We start from the raw sequence: 21,492 nt of genomic DNA, 5'->3' as shown, positions 1-21,492 counted from the left end.
TTTCTATTATATTTACTTGAAGTATTTGCTATTGTCGGCTTATGCTGCCTCCAGAACTGGTTTCTTTTTGAATCGATTTTGGTTGTACGGCGTAGGAGATATTTCCTCCGCTGGATGCTTGTGCAACTAATTTTACAATGGGATGAACACTTATGGAAGCTCCACTGGAAACATCGGCAGTTACCTGATTAGCTAATAATTCATCGGCACTAATTTCGCTCCCACTTGATGCAGTTGTTTTCATCTGAAGTGCTTTTCCATTTATTGTGATAGTACTTCCGCTACTGGTATCGCAAGTAATATTATCCGATTCGATGCTTAAATCAATACTTGCCCCACTCGAAGTGTTCAAACGGATATTTTCGCCTTTCAGTGTATTCTTGCTCGTAATCGTGGCACTGCTTGTTGCTTCTAATTCATCTATTATCGGCATTTTAACCGTTACTTTTTTAGAACCAGCATTCGAAAAAGAATTTTTATCAAATGAAATAACAAGTGTTCCATTTTCTACTTTGGTAGTAATGTGTTTTTGTAAATTATCATCAGCTTCAACCACTATTTCCGTTTTGTCTGATTGTTCTATGACAAGGTCAATGGAATTGTTGACTTCTATGCTTTTGAAATCATCTTCAATATTTCTTTTCTCGGTGGTGACATTTCCGCTTCCTTCTATTGAATTCAAGTTAATGGAGTGGTTGCAGGATGCGAATAACAAAGCAGTTAAGACAACCAGAATGAATTTTGTAATTAATGTGATGACTTTTAACATGATTAGTTTGTTTTAATGATGATACCGTCTTTATTTATTTTTAATTCTTTAAGATTCTTTTTTGAATTAATCAAAGTGTCATTCGTCACAGAAACTCCATCTTCATTGATGGTAACTGACGTTTCGATGCTGTCATTTTCAGTATCAGTATCCACGTCATTATATTCGTTTTCATCTGCGGGACAATTTAAACATTTTATTTGAGAATTTTCTACTTTGTAAATGTAATTGTCTGAACTGTAGTGTAAATTGAAATATTCGTCGTCTGATCTGTCGTAATTTTGAACACTAGAATCAACTTTTAACAGTAGTCCTTCTGGTACAAATAATGTTATTTCAATCTCTTGGTCTCTGTATTTGTTTTTTAATTCAGTTAGTAAATAATTGTCTAAAATTAATTGGTTGCCAATTATCTTGTAACTGTATTTAATTTGTTCGGCTCTGTTTTTTGCTTCTGATAACGATTTTCCTCTTGCTTCTTTTTCAATTTGAAGGTAAGGTAGTTTTTCATCTGTTTTTTCAATTTCAAAACTAACTTCATTTGAATAAATGATATCAGTTCCAGTAGAATCTTGCGTTACCATGAAATCGTTGCGGTCTTCCACATTTTTAGCAAAATAATCATTGTGTTTGAATTTGATGAAAAGCGTATCATTTGGATTCAAATTGATTGTTTCTTTTTTAACTACTCGTCCATCAACTGCAAATGCGCTGGCTTGTTTTATTCCAATTGATATCGCTAATGAAACGGCAATTAACCAAAGTGCAAGCAAAGTGTATTTTGCAATATTCCCAATAGATTTCATGTTTGGTGCTAGTAATTTGAAACCTAGTAAGGTCAGGAAGAAAAAAGGGATTCCAACAGCAAAGAACATCAAAAGTCCAAAAGCCCACACCGGATAATCCGTAAAATTGCCTGCTTCGATAAAACCTTGCCAAGGGAAATCAATGAATGCCCCGGAACCTAAGGTAAAAATACCAATTAACAGAAAAAACAATACTGTTACTCCGGTGATGATTAGAATTACGCCTAAGAATTTAGCAAAAATCTTGAAAATGCTCATGATAAAATCACCAAAAGAATTTCCTATTTTACCGGCACCTGATTTTATTTGGTTACCGTATTTATCGTAATCGGCATTTTTTATCTTGTCAGAAACATTTTCAAACTCTTCTCTTACTTTTTTTTCAATGTTTGAAATCGTAACCGGTTCTCCAGTCATTTCCAGTTTTTCTGTAGTTGTGATTGCTTCCGGAGTCACAATCCAAAGAATGATATAGGCTAATATTCCAGTTCCAAATCCAGCAAAAACTAATAGGATAAGCACGATTCTGATCCACACGGCATCTACACCGAAGTAATGTCCTAATCCAGCCGAAACTCCACCTATCATCCCTTTTTCTCGGTCACGGTATAATTTTTTTGTTCTTCTGGTTGTATTGCTGTTGTAAGTATTTGCTCCTTTCAATTCATCTTCAATGATGTAATCTTCTGGTTGTCCCATTACTGCAATCACTTCATCTACATCTTTCAAGCCAATAACATATTTGTCTGATTTTTGTTTTTCGTTCAATAATTCCGAAACACGCATTTCAATATCTTTGATAATCTCATCGTGTCCTGATGAATTAGATAAAGAACGTTTTATAGCGTCAAAATAGCGTGTCATTTTTTGGTATGCATCTTCATCTATGTGAAAGAACATTCCGCCTAGGTTTATATTTACAGTTTTGTTCATGACTATTGTTTTTGGTTGGTTATTAGGTTTACGGCATCGGATAATTCAGTCCAGGTACCATTCAATTCGTTTAAAAAAGTTTGTCCAATTTCGGTCAGACCGTAATATTTTCTTGGCGGTCCTGAGGTCGATTCTTCCCAGCGGTAGTTGAGTAATCCGTCGTTTTTAAGTCGTGTTAACAGCGGATAAATAGTTCCCTCTACGACTAATAATTTTGCGTTTTTCAAAGTGTCCAGTATTTCCGATGTGTAGGCATCTTTTTCCTTTAAAACGGATAAGATGCAAAACTCGAGAACACCTTTACGCATCTGGGCTTTTGTGTTTTCAATGTTCATAATTTCTTTTTTTTGATTTTGTGTTGATTAAATAGTTCATTTTTTGATTGATGATTGATTTATTTTTTGGAGCTTATTCCTGCTTTCCACTTTATCTTTACTTGCTTAAAGAAGCAAGTAAAGGATGCCGTTTTAATAAGGGCTAGTTCGTTCGCTTTATGTATTACGTCTATTCTCTTTTAACCTGAATGCTTCCTTATTTTATGAACGGAATCGTTATTGGATATTTATATTTTTCTCCGTTTGATGTTTTGATTGAAGCGTAAATAATCAAAAAGAATTCAGCCACTTTCAAAAGTCCAAAAATCAAAACACAAATTAATCCAACTGTTAGTGCTCCAATATTATTTTCAAAGTTGAAATTTGAAAGCGTAATGTCATGATGATTTACTAATGTCTCAAATGAAGTGTCCTTAAACACTGAAATAAGAAACGAAGGAACGGCAATCATAATCAGCAGTAAAGAGTATAAAAGTAAACTCAATTGAAAATTCAGGACTTGTTTTCCGTGGTGATCCACAAATTCAGATTCCTCTTTTTTAGTACTCCAAAGCACTATTGGAAAAATATAATTTCCAAAAGGAATGAAGTATTGAGTTAATGAACTCAAATGTGTAAATGTTGCGATGTTTTTTTCAGTAGTTGTTTCCATTTTTTTGATTTTGATGATTGAAACTGGTTAACTGTAATAGCAAATAGGCTACATAGTAATTTCTTATGCAAATATATGTCTAAAAGACAGTATCTTGTTTCGCATAGTACCAAATATTAACATAAAATTAACAAATTAATTTTATATGTACGCATACTATTTTTTTGTATTTTAGCAAAAAACCTAGTAAAAATGAACTCGCCGTGATTCAATCCCGAAGCTTCGGGACATAAAAAAATAATGAAGAATGGCGATACCATATTCCGATAAAAAAACAAATATTAGCTACATATGAAACTTACAGCATCAAAACTTAATAAATTTTTATTGTTCAAATTACCGTCGGCATTTATATGTGGAGTACGCGTAAAAACAATAGATGAGAACCAATGTGTAGTTTCTGTTAAACACAGTTGGATCAACCAAAATCCATTTAATTCCATGTATTTTGCGGTACAAGCCATGGCGGCTGAGCTTTCTACAGGAGCTTTGGTGATGTTTCAAATTCAAAAAAGCGGCAGGAAAATCTCGATGTTGGTAGCCAATAACAAAGGAAATTTCACCAAAAAAGCTACAGGAAGAATCACTTTCACCTGCAAGGACGGGCATTTAATAGAAAAAGCAATTCAAGAAACTATTGCCACCGGTGAAGGGCAAACCTTTTGGATGAAATCCATAGGAACAGATGAAAAGGGAATACAAGTCTCCGAAATGGATTTTGAATGGAGTGTACGAATCAAATAAAAAACAGTTAACTGACAGGTTTAAATAAACAGAAAACGCCTCTAAATTTTAGAGGCGTTATCTGTTAAATATAATAAGAATCTTTTTAGATTAGCATTTTTTACCACTTGTTTTAGCCATAGAGGCATCACATTTTTTTCCATCAGCTTTGCATTTTGTTTTGCATTTTTCAACTTCAGCTGCAGTCATTCCTTTTGACTTAGAGTCTTTTTTTGCACAACAGGATTCTTTTTTTGCTTGGTCTTTAGCGACAGCTTTTATTTCTTGTGCATTAACGCTGATGGTAAGGAATGCAATTGCTACAATTGTTACTATTTTTTTCATTTTATATTGTTTAATTGGTTTTCTATCTTTGGATGTTAATCTCAAATTTCCATCCAAATATAAATAATAATTCAAATTAATCAGTACAAATTATCTTAATAATTACTTAATTGAATTTGCTTTTTTCACAGTAAAAAGCGAATTATTTAATAATTATCTTTTTGCTTAGAATTCCTGTCGAGGTTTTAATTTTTGCAATATAAACTCCTGAATTCACTTTCTTAATAGGAAGCTGGATGTTTTCCTGACCTTGATTTTCTACCTCCCACATAGCAACAGCCTGTCCCAGAATATTGAATAAAGTAACTTCTTGAACTGTCGTATCTAGTAATTTATTATTGATTACAAGTGCATTTCTATTTTGTGAATGCAGAATTATAATATCATTTTCATTCTTAATTTGTTCATTTGTACCAAGTGTTTTGTCTTTAAAACGCAATGAAAAACGGTTGTGAAATTCCCCTATTGGAAGTGAAGTTTCAAAATTTTCATTCCTAATGTTATGATATAATTTAGTCTCATCATCATAAACAAAAATGGGTTGGTTGGTCTCAAAATTCTCTATATCATCTAATATAAATGATACTTTCCCTTCAGCAGCAGCTTTTACACCAATAGGGTAGGAAGCATTGGCATCAAAATAACCTTCACCTTCAATTACTAACTGGTTTTCCCCGTTCAATAAATACATGTCATCTGGGAAAACATCAAAAATATAACTGTCATAACCATAGTCCATTCTGCTAGTTGCTTTATCATCTATAAATCCTATTAACACCTGACGATGGTAATTGCTTTGCGTATTATAGCCCAAACGAATTTTTTTATAGGTATCTAGTTCTATTTGATCATCGTCATTATTGTTTGGTTGTTTTGTTTTGTTTTGGGTTGTTATTTTAAAAACATTATTAGATTCGGCATCATCTTCTTTATGAAAACTTCTTTGTGCATTATTGAATATAACTTCGCTATTAGTCGCAGCGGTAGATTTACCATAAACAAAGAAGCCTTGTCCAACTGGAATATATCGTCCTGGAAGTCTTGTGCTGGATCCAAGACCACTTATTAAGGCAGGGGTAACAGGTGCTATTCCTCCTATTAAATTTCTTACAGCGTAACCACCTTGATAATCACGTAAAATGTGAGTATTGTTTGTAGAATAATGCTCCCAAAAATACAAAGTTCCATCTATACCTTCTGTACTTCCTTTTATAGAATTTAGATTGTCGTTTATAAAAGCTGTAGCGTCTAATGCTGATGGATAGGGGTTTCCCGCGAGTAATAATTGACCTGGACTAACTCTATTTGTTATGATTTTTCCATTATTTGGTTTTCCTGTAAAAGTATAATTTTGAGTCCCAGATGCAGCTCCGCTTCCTTTTAAAGTAAAACCCTGACCTACGCGAACTGCACCGGTTTCTCCTATTGGAACCCAATTAGCGTAAATACTAGCGTAATTGTCAAATTTGTAAATCCAGTAGCGAGCCAAGCTAATTGGGGAGCTGGCTAATCCATCATAACCATCAATCCAATTAATGTTTTGTGGAGAGGATTTTGTGCCATCTCTCATTACGCCGGCAACAGTATAATCAAGGTTGTTATCAGTTCCATTAATAACGCTAACAGGAGAACTCCAGTAATTATAATTGTGTTTATTCGCTTGACCCTGTTGATCTTTTTCTATACTTCCTGAACTTGTAGGGTCTAAATCACTCTCCGAAGTTTGGACTAATTGTGACATTCCTGTTAAATCAATTTTACCGTCTAATTTTAGATACCAGTCATTTTGTATTTTGGTATCGTTATTCATCACGATTTTCTTTCCGGAATCGACCAGCATTCCTAAATCGATGTTGTTTGCCGTTTCTGTAATGTCATGTTGTACTTTGACAATTGACCAATCGTTTTCCATAATGTCATTTCCTCGGATTTCTTTAGTAGGACTGTTTACCGCTGTAGCAAAAGTTCCTGTTCTTTCTGTAACGAAAGGCAAAGGTGCTTGTTGAAGATAAATGTTTTTATGATTGTAAATTTTTGTTCCTGTTACATCAATCGCCGGTGTTGTCAAGTCATCAATAATGTCATCTTTATACTTGTCCATTCTGTAATAACGCAGTAGGTTTGAAAAAGGAAGTGAAGCAGGAGTAGAGGCAATATTTTTAGGGATGATTGTTCCTCTGATTTGTGAACCAAAGTCCTCAATTTCCTGATAAACCATTCTCTGTAAATGTGAATCCGTCAGCGCAACATTGAAAACGCGGACTTCATCTATTTTTCCTTTAAAATATTTGGTGTTTGCAATTGGATTTTTCCCTAAGGTTAGTAATGATGCATCAGCAACGATACTTCCGGATGCTGCTTGGGTTGCCACTAAAGCTCCGTTTAGATATAATTTCAAATTATTTCCGTCATAAACCGTGGCAACATTATACCATTGAGAAACATTCAGTGCAGTATCAAAAGTAGCTGAAGAACCATTAACCACTGCTTCCAGTTTTCTGGCTGCTGTAATGCGAATTTGAAATTTATCCTGACCCACAATAACCCCTTCTGTTGAAAAAGCAGGATTCATGTTAATCCACGCCATTAAGGAAGCATTGGCTAAACCACCAAGAATAGAAGTGCTTTGTCCGTAATCATTTCGACCATCGAAGTCAAGAAATAATTTGGTACGCAAATCTCTTGGAGAACCAAAAACAGCAGTATTGGTATCAAACGTATCCATAATTCCGTCCTTGTCGGCATCAGTTGTTCCGTCAATGATTCCATCATTATTGGTGTCGAGCGTTTTGTAATCATATATTAACAACGTGTTTGCAATGTCAAAAGTAATTCCATTGGATTTTATATCAATATAATTCGGAATTCCATCACCATCAGTATCCAAAAGATAGTTTAGAAAAGGAGCAACTGTACTTCCTTGTCCAAAATTTCCGTATTGATTGTCTCCGGTACCGTAATCGTAAATGTCTAATATTCCATCGCCAAAAAGTTCCGAAGTTCCGTTGCCGTCAGTGTCTTTGCTTCTGAAAACTTCCGTATCTAGTCCATCTCCTGTTCCGTCTCCGTTGATATCACCATCACCATTGATAAACCCAGCAACTGCATTAGAGTTTCCGGCATTGGATTCATCCACATCAAAAAGACTGTCATTATCACTGTCTAAATCCAAGTAATTTGGAATTCTGTCTCCATCCGAATCCAATGCAGGTAATGCTGCGCTTGATTCTGCACTGTCATGCAATCCATTACCGTTAGCATCGGCCCAAGCCATATCAATTTTGCCTTTACCATTGCTTAAATTTCCTAAACCAACTTCAATTACGTCTTCAATTCCATCATTATCGGCATCCAAATCAAACATATCAGCAACGCCATCGTTGTCTAAATCGCATAAGGTTTGTGTAATTGAAATGTCATCTAAAGCTAAATCGTTACCCAATCCTCCAGTTTCATTATTGATGAATATAACTTTAAAAGCACTTACATTGAGCGTTAAATTAGCTGTAAATTGCTTCCAAGTTCCATCTGCATTTATAGAATTTGTAGTTACTGTTTGTAGTAATACATCATTAAGATCTCTAAATTCGACTTTGATGTTAGGTCGTAAACGCGTTGCAACTCCAGGAGCGTCAGTTCTGTCAAGATTCAACACCCAAAAGTTATACGTAATAGGAATGTTGGGTAAAGCACCGGTAATTAGTGCAGTATAAAATATACCTGGAGTATAGGATGCATTGAAGAGTGCCATTCTTCCATTTGGATCAGCTGGTGTAGTATGATCTTTACCGGTGTACCAAAACTGTGCAGCCCATGAGGCAATTTGTGCGCTGGATCCTACAGTGTATTTACCATCATTTAAATCTGTAGTACTTAAGTCCGGACAATCTGTAGTGTTAGCGCCTGCTGAACCATCTTCAAAACAATAACTGGAATACGCATCGTACGTCGTATTTATAGTAGTTCTAGGTCCTGATCCAAAAGTTTCATTTAAAAATTTATAGTTCACTCTGTTTGCACTTGCAGATTCACAGTTTAATTCTTCAGTATCATCCTTGATCCCATCATTGTCATCATCAATATCTACATTGTCTAGCACGCCATCTTCGTCACTATCAAAGAATGTTTGTGTTCCTATTCCTTGTAAAGCAAAGGTATAGGGATTCTCATTTGTATCGGTATTAGAAATTGATACTGTGGCTGTTTTTGTGCCAATGGTAGAAGGATTAAAAGTAACTGATAAAGAAAAACTACTTACTCCAGATACGGCAGCAGGAAAACTTGGTGCGGAACTAACTGTAAAGTCACTTCCTGAAATACTGATTGAATTTACAGTTAAAGTACTAGAACCAATATTTTGAATGGTAAAGGTTCTAATGATTGTACCTGAATTTGTATCTACGGACCCAAAATCGGTATTGTCAGATGTTACTGGAGTTATATCGCCGCTGGGAATTGTTATTGCATTTCCTAATACATTAATTTCTTGTGCTCCCCAAGTTATTTTTAGTTGTCCGGTGGCTCCATTTCCTCCATTTGAAGTTCCTGTGGTTGTTCGATAAGCACCACCGCCGCCGCCGCCAGGGACAAGTCCCACATTTCCTGCACCATCAGTAATTGATCGTGCATCTCCGCCTTTTCCTCCGCCGTATGGAGCAATTGCACCTGATGCATTTGAAGCGTCAGTGCCAGCAAGAGTTATACCTGCTGAAGAGCCGCCGCCGCCGCCATATTTACCTGTAGTACCATCAGCACCTTTTCCTCCTGATAAAAGTGTTCCTATTGATCCTGTTCCGCCTCCATTGGCTCCAGTAGCACTATTGTTGGCAACACTATTACCTCCTTTGGCCAAGACCGTTGTTGCGTTTGAAAACCAAGTATCGCTTGCTGTTGTCGTTGTTGCTGTATTACTTCCTGCCCCAACTTGTAAATTGTAAGTATTACCAGCTATCACAGTCACTGATTTTTTTACATAAGCGCCACCACCACCACCACCGCTTGTACCAGCAGTTGTTCTGCTTCCTCCTTTCCCGCCACCTCCCCAAGCTTCAATCTGTAATGTTGTTATTCCAGAGGGTACAATGAAAGTATTAGTACCAGCAGTTGAAAAAGTTTGTGATTGTGAAAATCCAACGGATGAGATGAGTATGAAAATTAGAGTTGAAAAGAGCTTTTTATTCGTAAGAGTAGTTTTCTTCATAATTTAATTTTTGTTTAATTAATTTATGGTTTTGATGTAGGTAATGGTGAGTAAAAAATGTTTTTAAAAATTTAAATCTAGTTTTTTTTAATAAAAACACTGTTTTAAAAGCATATAAAATCGACTAAAAGCACTTTTTTAAAACAAATATAAGTTTTTATTTATAAAAAAAATATAGCCTATATATGAATAAAATAAATTATTTATGTTTAAATATTTGTATCCTTTTAAGCAATGTTAATTGCTAGAGTTTTTACTTGATTTTGAATTAAAACTGCTTGAAATCTTTAATTTTTTTTAACTTATTTTAATGTTTAGATTTCTGTATTAACTACTATTAGATTAGAAATTTCTAATGAAAAAGAGTGAATTGAGTTTAATGAAAAGAAAAGAAAATTACTTTTAATTAAGAAATCACAAAGTATTTTAAATAAAAATTAGTTGATATTGAAACCTGTTTTATCATTAATAGTGTGATGCTTTTGATTTGTAAAATGTTTAGCCTATGAATGGTATAAATATATAAATATTACTTTCGTACTGAAACTAGACAAGGTTTTTTGTTTCAAAATATACATGTTTTATATTTTCGAGCTTCACGGATTTTTTCAATATTTCAATAGTTCTTTATCATTAAATATTATGAAAGCAAGTGTTTGTAATTTACCTTTTTTTAAAAATAAAAAAATCAATTGTTTGATTTTTTGCTATTAGGATATCATGATTATTTATCTCTAATGTTACATTAAGAAGTATTTAAAATTTTAAATATCAAATTGGACAGACCAATTAAAATTACTAAAAAGAAATAAAAAGAAATGTTTTTAAAAAAACAAGATAATAGCTTCAAGTTTTATTCTCTTAATTTTGCATCCAAATATTATGATTAAAAGAAATTAAGCAAAAGTTTTGAAGGTTTTATAAAAAAAATCAGCTAAAATTCATTGTTAACTTTGTTATAATTTATTAAGAAATTTATTCTTGATGGATGAATTAATAATATTTTAACAAAAATAATTTAATTAATCTCAACGTTTTAAAATACTATAATTGTTAATTAGTTTATTCTTTTTAAAAAATGTTAATATAATTTATGTTATGTTCGGACTATTTTTATCGAAAAATATTTTAAGAATAATTTTTCCGTACATTTAATAAATTTAAAAAAAAAGCGTTATGAAGATTTCTAAATCGTTAGTTTTTATTATGTTACTCATTGGAGCTTTTAGTTATGCGCAAAATAAGTTAACAGGAAAAGTTATGAATTACAGCAATAAACCCGTTCCAAATGCTAAAGTATTCGTGGATTCTATTTATACCAATGTTACTACAAATAAAAACGGAGAATTTGAAGTGTTACTCCCTGAAAAAGTGGCTGTGATTAATATTTATTCCGATAAATATGGTTTGCTCTCTTCTAAATTTAGCAATGAAAATAGTATGAGTTTCATTTTTCTAGAATCTGAAAAAGAAATAAAAAACAGAATAAAAAAAGGAGGTAAAATTACCATTGGATATTCAGAAGAAGACCAGGGATATAGAGTAAAAACAGCTCAAACGATGGATGTTCAAAACGATAAAAGCACTAGAAGTTTTGTTACTATTTATGATTTAATACGTGGGCGTTTAGCAGGAGTTACGGTTTCAAGAGACAACAAAATAACAATCCGAGGATTGACTTCGATTAGAAATACTTCAGAGCCATTATTTGTTGTGGATGGTGTGATTGTATCGAGTATTGATTATCTTTTTCCAAATAATGTCAAAAATGTGAGCGTTTTAAAAGATGGTGCGGCATCAATTTATGGTGCTCAAGCTTCCAGTGGCGTAATTATAATTACAACTAAATAGTTTAGTAATTGTGAAATTGTCATATATAATAACAAAGAAATGGAACGGTTTTTCAAATTCAATTTCTTTATTCTAAATATAAAAAGTCAAGTTTCTTAAACCCGTTTCTACTAGAGCGGGTTTTTTAATTTGGAAAATAATCCATTTCGAAACTGATGAATTTTTTTAAAAAACACTTTAAATTTTAGGTAGAAATTAATTCAGACTATGAGATTCAGGGATTTTGATGCTTATTTTGTTTTTCTTGGACAGTAGCAAGTATAACGTGATGCCACCCAAAATAACGAGTAAAGCAATCTGAAGTTGACCTATACTATTGTTGTCGTTATGCAGCGTATTGGAGTGATTCAATTTTGACCTGCCTTCCTCACTTTGTATTTTGGATAGTTGCTCCAGCATTTGTATAGCTTGATTGCTGTTGTAACGTACTTGATTCCAATTTTCGTTTTGCGTTGCTAAATTAACAGCAGAACAAGAAGAGATAAAGGTCATGAAATATGTTTTCTCTTTTGGAGTCAAAACAGTTTCAAGGTATAATTTATCTATGTTTTGAATCTTTTTTAAGGCTGTTAGAATTTTATCTCTTTTTTGAATATCCGTTGTGTTCGTTGCTGCTGCATTTTTTTCTATGGAATAAAGCGTGTTCGCATACTGAAAGATATATCGCGCTACGACTAATCTATCCTTATAAATGGTGTTGATGTCTTCATTTGTTTTTTTAGAATTTTGAAGGGTATTAAAATTGCTGAGCAGGATTATAAACATAATAACCAGTAAAACAAAAGCGGCTTTTGTTTTATTACTGTATTTTTTTATATCTTTCATTTTGATAGCGTTTAGGAGCACTACAATATAGGCGATTGTCTTGGATTTTTACTACTACAGTAAATTGTATTAAAAAAAGATACTATTTTTTTAATAATATAACCCGTTGGGTGCAATTATTTAAAATTATGAACTCCAAAAACAGTTTAAAAATAAACACATAGATTTATCGAATAAAAGAGCGGAAAAGCTCAATTGTTGGGTAACAAAGCTATGTTTATAACATTAGCGTGAAACTTGAATTACACTCAGCGGGTATAATACAATCTAAAATCGAGTAATTTGCATAGGGCATACTGCTTTTGATGTAATTCTTCTACGATTTCAATGATGTCATCTTCTTCTTCAAATAAGCCAAAAAAAGCTTTATCTAATGCACTGCTGGTTAATTTGTTGAAAGTTGTTCCGTAACCGGAAATCGCGCGTGCTCCCGTAATGTCTAAAAAATATTGTGCTTCTTCGGCGTTCAAGTCTAAAACTTTTGCATTTGCAAAATGCACTATTTTCCCTTTCATTTTCCCTTCAAAGAGTTCCGCTATTTCTTCTAAACTATAATAATATTCATTAAGACATATTGAGTTTCCTTCGCCTTGCATGACTAAGTAGATTATTTCATAATTTTTAAAGTTATGGTCGTCGTAAAGTAGCGCATTTAAACTTTCTTCTAAACCTTCGATAGTGTCACAGGTTTTATAAATACTGGTTATGCCTCGCTCAAAGGCTAGTTGCTCTAAGTTTTTGACTACTTCGGTTGTGGTATTTAGGTCGATATCCTGAACTGCTTCGAGGCAGAAAATAAAAGTATCAGAATCCATGAAATTTGGTTTATGTAGATGAATTAGTAAAATAAATTTTTGTTGAAATAAAGTAATTGACTTTTTTTATTTCCAAGAATATAAAATGCAATCTAGAATTTTAATAGTTGCTGTGGTTTTTTAAATTTTTTCAGTACCTGCTTCATGATTTCATTTTTACAAAATTACTCAAGAATAAAATTCATTGTTAGCATTTAACAATAAATAGTTGTTAACGGATTGCTATTGTAGTTGTTTTAAAAATAAGATAATAACTTAGGTGCTATGATAATTTTAATGTGTTGACGCTACTATTAAAATAATAGTCCATAATTTAATTTCGGAATATTACTTATAAAGTACTAATTTCGGAAAAAAGTTACAATTATGTATCGTTCCTCGATTTTTGTTTTTTTACTGCTTTTTACTCTTTATTCCTGCACAGAAACTTCAAAGTCTAAAGACTCACTACCCAATGAAGATACGGCAACAGCGAATAGCGTTGAGGCGAGAAAGTTTTTAGACTTAGGAATGGCAAATTATGCAAATAAAAAATTTGATAGTGCTTTTTATTTTTATAACCGCTCCAAAATTTTATATGAGTTAGAAAACGATAGTCTGATGATTGCCTATAATTTAGTTCAAATGGCTGTTATTCAAGAAATTTTTGGTGATTATTTAGGGAGCGAAAAAAATCTGATCGAAGCCTTGCCATACTCAAAAGGGGATTTACTCTATCAAGCATCCGCGTATAATCAGTTGGGGATTTCATCTAAACAGCTTTCTAATTATGAGGATGCCTTATATTATTATGACAAAGCTAAAAGTGTAACGAAAGATACTTTGCCTAGAATTACCATTGAAAATAATAAAGCCTCTGTTTATATTCAAAAAAAAGAATTCAACACTTCAATAAAAGTTTTAGAAGCAGTTATAAAGTCGGATGTTTTAGACTCCGTTAATGTAACTAAAGCAATAGTTTTGGACAATCTGGGATATTCATATTATAAAGTGAATCGCAACCAGGAAGGTTCATACTTGATGAATCAGGCATTAACTCTCAGAAAAAAAAATAATGACACCTATGGAGTTCTTGGAAGCTATTTGCATCTTTCGGAATATTTTTTAAACAGAGATTCTAAAAAGTCGAATGAATATGCACTGGCAGCGTACAAAACTACAATGGCTATTGGTAGTGTTAAAGAGAGACTGGAATCGTTATCTTTTTTAGTTAAAAATAATTTTGAGCGGGGTAATAATAAGTATGCTTTAATATATATAAAGCTTAATGACAGTATTATTAAAGTCCGAAACAATGCTAAAAATCAATTTGCAAAAATCAAATATGACAGCGACCAAAACAGAGCGGATAATCTAAAATTATCTGCCCAAAAAGCACAAACTACATTACAATTAGAAAAGCAAAAAAATAGTACACTGCTTTTGTATTTTGTAGTATTGCTGTTGGTTTTTCTTTCTGTTTTTATCATTAATTTTTTGAAAACTAAAAGCAAAAGAGAAAAAATCAGAATATCGTACAATACTGAAACACGCATTTCCAAAAAACTTCACGACGAATTGGCAAATGATCTATACCAAATAATGACGTTTGCGGAAACGCAGGATTTATCTACTGAGAACAATAAAGAAATTCTACTCAATGATTTGGATAGCATTTATTCCAGAACCCGAAATATTTCCAGAGAAAATAGTTCTATTGATATTGGTCCTAATTTTGTTCCCAATTTGAAAGAAATGATGTCAAATTACAGTAACGATGCTGTCAACATATTGGTGAATGGTCTGGATGTGGTACAAAATACAGCTTTGGAAACCAATAAAAAAATTACAATATATCGCACTCTTCAGGAATTGCTAGTCAATATGAAAAAGCATAGTCAATGTAGTTTGGTCGTTATTACTTTTAAAAATATCGATAAAAAAATTCAGATAGAATACACGGATAATGGCATTGGGGTTTCAAAGGAAGAGATAAACTTAAAAAACGGACTCCTGAATGTAGAAACGCGTGTCAAGGCTGTAGATGGAACTCTTACTTTTGATAATGCGCTTCAGAAAGGATTTAAAGTGAATATAACATTCCCAGTATAATATTTGTTCCGGTCTAAAATAACTGTTCACATAAAAAAACAGGGGTAATGAAGCAAACCCATATTTTTAAATCGAAGTCTCAGAGACTGCATGTGTCTAAAATTTTCAAAATCAGTATGTAATCCTGGGAAGCTCCTTTTCAGTTACCCGAGCTATTAATTCAAAGTGCGGTTGAAAAAATGAATGAATAGTAACAGGAACTTAGTTAGCTTTTGATTCTAAATTATATTGCGCACCGAAGCCATATCTGAGTGTTTGAATTTATTTTTTAACGTTGCTCAAATCAAAACGATATATAGCTTCCAATTTCAAAAGTAGCGTATTTGATTTGTTATCTAAAATAGGAGTTCGGTTATCCCCAAATTTTAAAGCTAGAATTTGTAAATCAAGTTTTTGATCTATTGGATACACTCTAAACTGGTTTAAAGAGTAACCCATTTTTAGACGTAAAAGAATTTTTTTGTCCAAAACGCTTCGTTGTACATAAGTAGAAAAATCTATCGAATTATTTTCGACATAGTTAGCACGAACGTTATCAGTGGTTAGTTTGTAACTGTTCCCATGACCCAGAAAATCTAAGCCAACTCTTGTTTTATCAGTTAAATTATAATTGATATCTGCATCATTTGGCATAAAGGCATTTATTTCAAAACGTTTATTTGGACTATGATAATAAAAAGTAACAATGGGAACTACGGACATACCGTAAGCTTCACTACTGCCGTAAAGTCCTAAGCCATAACCAAAACTTTCGTTTCTTTTATATTTCAACAAAGCTAATCCGCCTAGGTAAATGTCTTCACTGCTTAGATTGATATAATCAGATGCGACTTTTGGCAGAAAAAGATATATTCCACTCCAATGTTCGGAATGTTTTACACTCAAACCAGCTCTTAAATTTGTAGAGTATAAATGATTGTTTTCAGAATTAGGTAACAATTGTAAATTATAGCTACTGAAATTTACACCGGTAACAGCAATATATTTTTCATTTAAAACAATTGGTAAAATAATATTCGTTTGAAATGTAGTTATGTCGGTGTTAATCGATGAATCTTCGAAAGTTGTTTTTTGCGATTTCCCATAATTGATGGAAAACAGATCTATGTATTCTTGTGCATTACCTAAAAAAGGCAGTACTAAAAATAACAACAGTATTAATTTTTTTTTCATTTTAGAAAGTTGATAATATTTAAAATATTTAGAAATGTTTTATTTTTTTTTTTTTTTTTGAAATCATTTGAAATGCTCTTCTTTAAATAAAATCTCAGCACAAATCTAATAGATAAAGTAGTATAGTTTTTACATAAGTGAAAGATTAGCTACTATTTTATTTAGATTTCAAGTTGCTTTTGCGACCATTTGAGAATCATCTATTTGTTTCAGGAACGTGGCACTAAATCAATCGCTACATTATGTTCTTCTATTTGTGGTTGCAAATTGGCTATTGTTTTTTAAATATGTATATGTTAACAGTCATAAGAAATACGAATTGTAATGATTAAAAGGGAAGCTTAATTGTAGTCAAAGACACTTAAAAAAAGAAGTTTTCTCCAAATATTTTGACCACAGTGAAGAAAATAATAATCCAAAAAAAAACACAAGAGACAAAATCTTTGATTCGTGCACATTTATGTCATTATAAAATTCTGGATCGAAAATCTTTATTTATTTACCACCTTCATGCGCAGCATCAACGTTGATATAGGATACAGCGATTTCTGTTAATTTTACGTCAGCGTTTTTCTCTTCTGCAAGTGTTTTTGCAAGAAGTAAGGCTGCTTTTGTTTTGCCAAGAGTAACTGCATAAACGCGCAAAGTTCCATAAGTAGCTATTTCATAATGCTCCACTTTCTGTGCTGCGGCAATCATTCCTGCATCGCGGACAGGCCCAACTTCCGTTTCCATCATTATTCTATTGGCTTCAGCTAATAGTCCTGTCATTGCATCGCATTTCTTGGCTACTGCTTGAATACCCAATGATTCAAAAATTTGTTCCAAACGGGTTACATGTTCTTCTGTATCTTTCAAATGTTCTTCAAATGCCTGAATTAACTGAGTGGATGTAGCATTTTTAGCCATTTTGGTCAGTGCTTTTGTCAACGCTTTTTCCGCCCAATAAATATCTTTTAATCCATCTTCCAAAAAATCTCTCAAGTCTTTCGCTGCATCAGGTTGTGCCTTTACCATTACGTCTTTTGGGGTAGCAACTGATTCCTTAGCTTTTTTCCCTGTCGATTTGTTCGCTGGCCTAACCGCTTTTGCAGGTTCGTCTTTTATCGTTTTCATAACTTCTGATCTTTGAAATTGATTATGTTAATAATTCATAAACAAATTTAAAAATTAGTAAAATCTATTCCGTACACAATTAATTTTATTAGTTGCAAAATTCACAGTCTTGTAAATTTCATTAAAAGGGCTTGACGGCTATTGATAACTTTTTGAAGAAAATGAAAATGATTTAGTTTTAAAATTGCAATGCTATTGAGGATGAAACATGCCGCAAATCTATGAGAGAAAGTTTATTTATGATTTTATCAGCTCTTTCAATTAATGTGGTTTTGAAGAAGTATTATTTAAATCCAATACTTTCATTCTTGATTATAGATGGCGCTTTGGAAATCAAAATATTCGGCTAAAACAGAAATGGTATACATGAAAAAAAACTTTTTATTTATACTGTTTCCATTTGATGTTAGATAAAAAATATAACTCAATTTATGAAATTCCTCACTCCCTTTCCTCACTGGAACAATCTGAGGTTTAGATTTTCGAAACGTAATTTTAATAAAAAACCCTTAAACAATTAATGCTTAAGGGTTTGCTTTGGTGGCGAGACCGAGATTTGAACTCGGGACCTCAGGGTTATGAATCTTATATTCAAGACTCTTATTTTGCGTATTCATTTGTTTTACAGGTGTTTTGATTTTAACGAATATCGTTATATCTCGTTTTACAAGGTTTTCGTCACTCCTTTTCGTCACTCCTTGTGCAAATAAAAACTACAAGAAAATCTGATTAGAATTTATTTATCTTTTAAAATTTTCGGACTGGATTTACATACAGATCTGCATTTTTATTAAGTTCGAACATCCAATTATTATATGGTGTTGTATCCCTATCGGTCATAAAATCTATATTCCAAGCTGAACCCTTTGTACTCCCTTGTGAAGAACTCCAAATGTTATTAAGTGGTGAAATACAACCACCGCAACCAACATCATGTAATAATTCATACATTGCCTTTAATTCCATTTTACTTGGTAAAAACCAATCATCAAAACCTCCTTGAATATAATCATCACAAAGTTTCGCAGCATACTTACCGCTTCCAATAGCACTAACAATTAAAGCTGTATTAGTTTTTCCTGTACCAATTTCTGTCCCAAGACCTATTATATTGGTAAATGTATAATTTGGTGAATCTTCCCATTTAGCCACTCCTAGGGTTGTTCCCGCTTCAAGTCCACCTCCTTTTCCATCAAGATAAAAAACTACACCACCACCTGGACCTTTATCACCAATAGCATATACTAAATCAGGTTTTGGGTTATTATCTGATGATGATTCATCATCATTATTACTACAAGACATTAAAAAAAGAGCTAATAAAAGTATAAATGTTTTTTTCATTTTGTAAGCTTAGTTAAATGATATAAAAATTAAATGATATTTCTTATTTTAACACATATATAAACGTCTTATAATTTCCTTTAACTGGTATTAAAGAGTTATCAGATTTTTTAAACGTAACTTCATAATTACCCTTAACGGCATAGGTAATTTCTTCTGTGGTCTCGCGAAAAACAGATATCTCCACTATTTTATTGTAATTATTACTAGTGGCGTTTAATTCTAAGGATTTGTTATTGGCGCTGTCATCATAAGAGACAAGAAGATCAAAATTATTATTACACTCATTATTGTAAACATCTAAATAAGGTTTTACGGCGGTAGTATTAATGTTGTATCCTTTAAATTGTTGCTGATTTACATTATGAACAAAACCTATGTTTAAAAAATAATTTGACTTTTCAAATTGCCCTACACCTTGGTTTCTTAATTCAATTTTGCATCACAGTTAATTGCCCCATAACTAAAGGTTAGTCCTTCTTCAAATTCGCGACGATGTGTATCCCCTAATAATGTTACTTCGGCGTATCCTTTTTTGCTTGTTATATTGTTGTAATCACTGCTTGAGCAAGATGTAATTACCGAAAATAGTGTTAAAAGTACTATTGGGAATATTTTTTTTATCATAATAAATATTTTTTTTTGTTAAATTATCAAAGTGCAATTATTTTTTATAAAAATATAATTAAAAGATTTAGCTTCTTTACGGGAAAACGTAAACCAAGGGATTTTTTTACTTTATTGTATTTTTAAAAAAGGTTAAATACTTGTTTGTACAATATCCACTTTTATTGATTTTACTACACGAGTTTTGAGGAGGTGGTAAATTCTAAAATGATTTAGTAGATATTTTCTTGAAATTCTAAAATTGGTTTTCTTCTTTCCTTTAAAATGAAAATTAAATTATATAATGACGGTAAAAAAAATCCATGAAATAGTAAAAAACAAAAAGATGTGGAAAGTACAATTTTTTGATAAAGAAAACTTATTCTTATTTTTTTAATTAAAACTTAATATTATGTTTATAAATATGACTAATAAAATAAGAATAATGTAAAATAAATAGGTTTTTAAATAAAACTGTCCTACATTTGCATATCTCCTTTTAGAAAAAAAATAGTTGTTAATTATTTTAATCCGAAAAGAATAAAAACTACATAGGGTAAACACGTTTTACTTTCACAAAAAACACATCAGTAAATTCGGTGTGTTTTTTTTAGTTTAAGAGGGTATGTAAAAGATAAGAATAAGTTTTGTGCTAATAGAAATTGAACTATAAAAATAAAGAAAATTATGGAACAAATTAAAATGGAAATATTACGAGGGTATTTAAACTTTAGTGAAGAAGTTTGTAATAATACTTACAAGGTTATAAAAAATGGTTTTGGAAAAAACATAAGTTGGGCAGCAACAATAAATGATTACAAAACTTTAAAAGATTTTAAAAGGAATTATTTTGATTTCACGGAATATGAAGTTGAAGTAAATAATTTTAATATTGGCGAGGTTATAAATCTTCGTGATGAAAATATAATAAGTAATAAATATAGCTGGCAATATGATGAATATTTTTTAATTGTCAATATAGATGAAAACACGATTATTTTAGAAAATTACCCAACTGTGGCAACAGCCATAAAAGCACAAAAGAAAAGATTTGATTATAAATAATTTAACATTATTTTATTTATAAAATTAATTAATATTTATACATCTACTTTTTAAAAAAAATAGTTGTTAATTATTTTATTCCTAAAAAGGAAAAAACTACATAGGGTAAACACGTTTTATTTTCACAAAAAGACACATCAGTAAATTCGGTGTGTTTTTTTAGTTTATGGGGGTTTGTAAAAGATAAGAATAAGTTTTGTGCTAATTAAAACTGTAATAGAAATTAAATAAAAATATGAAAACAAAAATTAAAAAACATGATCCAATTATTTGGACAAAAGAGAAAACTCCACTGAAAGATTTTTTTATGGTAGCTAGAGGGCTCGAATTGAACTATATAATATATGTAAAAGACTCCGAAGGAAATAATAACAGTGTCTGGGCAACAAGTAAACAAGACCTAATTAGATGCTTTACTTTTTTTTCAAAAAATAATTATTTTGGAAAAATCGAAATATTAGAAATTGCAATACAATCTGGATTCGCAGATTTAGTAGATAATAATTTAAACAAAAAGAACCTATGTTAATTAACGAAAAAAAAATCGCCTCAATTCATGAGGCTGGACACGCAATTATCTATCACATATACGGATATAATATTGATTCAATTACACTAACAGATGATGGAAGCGGAATGGTAAATGCACTTAGCTATAAGCCGACTACCGACATGATTAATTCAGGCCTTAATATTTTATTCAATAAGATGGACATATACGGAATGATATGTTTAAGTGGCTATTGGAAAAACCAGTCAAATTGACCATCCTATTCCAGTGCAAATTGACCACCAGTTTCGGAGCAAACTGACCACCACTTTCCAGTTCAAATTGACCACCTA

17 protein-coding genes are annotated in these 21,492 nt (G+C 31.9%); 5 read left to right on the top strand and 12 right to left on the bottom strand.

Going from position 1 to position 21,492, the window contains the following annotated elements; translation table 11 throughout:
* Positions 1–28 precede the first annotated feature (28 nt).
* From DR980_RS08680 to DR980_RS08665, 4 genes are all read right to left on the bottom strand, one after another.
* Positions 29–769 carry a head GIN domain-containing protein gene (locus tag DR980_RS08680; RefSeq protein WP_113635113.1) on the bottom strand — a complete coding sequence of 247 codons (741 nt, stop codon included), beginning with the start codon at positions 767–769 and terminating at the stop codon, positions 29–31.
* A 2-nt stretch (positions 770–771) separates the two neighbouring features.
* Positions 772–2,508: a PspC domain-containing protein gene (locus DR980_RS08675; protein ID WP_113635111.1), complete on the bottom strand. Its 1,737-nt coding sequence runs from the start codon at positions 2,506–2,508 to the stop codon at positions 772–774.
* A 2-nt stretch (positions 2,509–2,510) separates the two neighbouring features.
* Positions 2,511–2,843, bottom strand: coding sequence for a PadR family transcriptional regulator (locus DR980_RS08670; protein WP_091205948.1), 333 nt, complete (start codon positions 2,841–2,843; stop codon positions 2,511–2,513).
* Positions 2,844–3,039: 196 nt separating this feature from the next.
* Positions 3,040–3,495, bottom strand: coding sequence for a DUF4870 domain-containing protein (locus DR980_RS08665; RefSeq protein ID WP_113635109.1), 456 nt, complete (start codon positions 3,493–3,495; stop codon positions 3,040–3,042).
* Positions 3,496–3,786: 291 nt separating this feature from the next.
* Between DR980_RS08665 and DR980_RS08660 the strand changes: the two genes are divergently transcribed.
* Positions 3,787–4,239, top strand: coding sequence for a DUF4442 domain-containing protein (locus DR980_RS08660; protein ID WP_113635107.1), 453 nt, complete (start codon positions 3,787–3,789; stop codon positions 4,237–4,239).
* Positions 4,240–4,329: 90 nt separating this feature from the next.
* Here the strand turns inward: DR980_RS08660 and DR980_RS08655 are convergent, their stop codons facing one another.
* Positions 4,330–4,563: a hypothetical protein gene (locus DR980_RS08655; protein WP_113635439.1), complete on the bottom strand. Its 234-nt coding sequence runs from the start codon at positions 4,561–4,563 to the stop codon at positions 4,330–4,332.
* 142 nt (positions 4,564–4,705) lie between these two features.
* Positions 4,706–9,763 (bottom strand): LamG-like jellyroll fold domain-containing protein, encoded by a 5,058-nt coding sequence (locus DR980_RS08650; protein WP_113635105.1) that lies wholly within the window; start codon positions 9,761–9,763, stop codon positions 4,706–4,708.
* Positions 9,764–10,939: 1,176 nt separating this feature from the next.
* Between DR980_RS08650 and DR980_RS08645 the strand changes: the two genes are divergently transcribed.
* On the top strand, positions 10,940–11,614 hold the full coding sequence (locus tag DR980_RS08645; RefSeq protein ID WP_113635103.1) for a TonB-dependent receptor plug domain-containing protein: 675 nt from the start codon (positions 10,940–10,942) through the stop codon (positions 11,612–11,614).
* 195 nt (positions 11,615–11,809) lie between these two features.
* Here the strand turns inward: DR980_RS08645 and DR980_RS08640 are convergent, their stop codons facing one another.
* Both DR980_RS08640 and DR980_RS08635 read right to left on the bottom strand, forming a co-directional pair.
* Positions 11,810–12,439 (bottom strand): MCP four helix bundle domain-containing protein, encoded by a 630-nt coding sequence (locus DR980_RS08640; RefSeq protein WP_113635101.1) that lies wholly within the window; start codon positions 12,437–12,439, stop codon positions 11,810–11,812.
* Positions 12,440–12,687: 248 nt separating this feature from the next.
* Positions 12,688–13,254: a DUF6642 family protein gene (locus tag DR980_RS08635; RefSeq protein WP_113635099.1), complete on the bottom strand. Its 567-nt coding sequence runs from the start codon at positions 13,252–13,254 to the stop codon at positions 12,688–12,690.
* A gap of 366 nt (positions 13,255–13,620) precedes the next feature.
* On the opposite strand from DR980_RS08635, the gene DR980_RS08630 reads away from it, so the two are divergent.
* Entirely contained in the window at positions 13,621–15,345 is a 1,725-nt protein-coding gene (locus tag DR980_RS08630; protein ID WP_113635097.1) for a tetratricopeptide repeat-containing sensor histidine kinase, read from the top strand.
* 261 nt (positions 15,346–15,606) lie between these two features.
* On the opposite strand, the gene DR980_RS08625 is transcribed toward DR980_RS08630, so the two are convergent.
* From DR980_RS08625 to DR980_RS08610, 4 genes are all read right to left on the bottom strand, one after another.
* Positions 15,607–16,518 carry a DUF6268 family outer membrane beta-barrel protein gene (locus DR980_RS08625; protein WP_113635095.1) on the bottom strand — a complete coding sequence of 304 codons (912 nt, stop codon included), beginning with the start codon at positions 16,516–16,518 and terminating at the stop codon, positions 15,607–15,609.
* A 495-nt stretch (positions 16,519–17,013) separates the two neighbouring features.
* Positions 17,014–17,634, bottom strand: coding sequence for a YciE/YciF ferroxidase family protein (locus DR980_RS08620; RefSeq protein ID WP_113635093.1), 621 nt, complete (start codon positions 17,632–17,634; stop codon positions 17,014–17,016).
* Positions 17,635–18,381: 747 nt separating this feature from the next.
* The gene (locus DR980_RS08615; RefSeq protein ID WP_146779231.1) at positions 18,382–18,939 is read right to left on the bottom strand and encodes a DUF1566 domain-containing protein; all 558 of its coding nucleotides are present in this window, start codon (positions 18,937–18,939) and stop codon (positions 18,382–18,384) included.
* A 465-nt stretch (positions 18,940–19,404) separates the two neighbouring features.
* Positions 19,405–19,605, bottom strand: coding sequence for a hypothetical protein (locus DR980_RS08610; RefSeq protein ID WP_113635089.1), 201 nt, complete (start codon positions 19,603–19,605; stop codon positions 19,405–19,407).
* Between the two features lie 666 nt (positions 19,606–20,271).
* Here DR980_RS08610 and DR980_RS08605 point away from each other — a divergent pair.
* On the top strand, positions 20,272–20,649 hold the full coding sequence (locus tag DR980_RS08605) for a hypothetical protein (RefSeq protein WP_113635087.1): 378 nt from the start codon (positions 20,272–20,274) through the stop codon (positions 20,647–20,649).
* Positions 20,650–20,884: 235 nt separating this feature from the next.
* Complete coding sequence (locus tag DR980_RS08600; protein ID WP_113635085.1) at positions 20,885–21,178, top strand: hypothetical protein; 294 nt, start codon at positions 20,885–20,887, stop codon at positions 21,176–21,178.
* The last annotated feature ends 314 nt before the right edge of the window (positions 21,179–21,492 follow it).

It is taken from the genome of Flavobacterium psychrolimnae (genome assembly GCF_003312425.1).
GTDB classification, from domain to species: domain Bacteria; phylum Bacteroidota; class Bacteroidia; order Flavobacteriales; family Flavobacteriaceae; genus Flavobacterium; species Flavobacterium psychrolimnae.
This window is presented reverse-complemented; position numbering and strand designations above follow the sequence as displayed.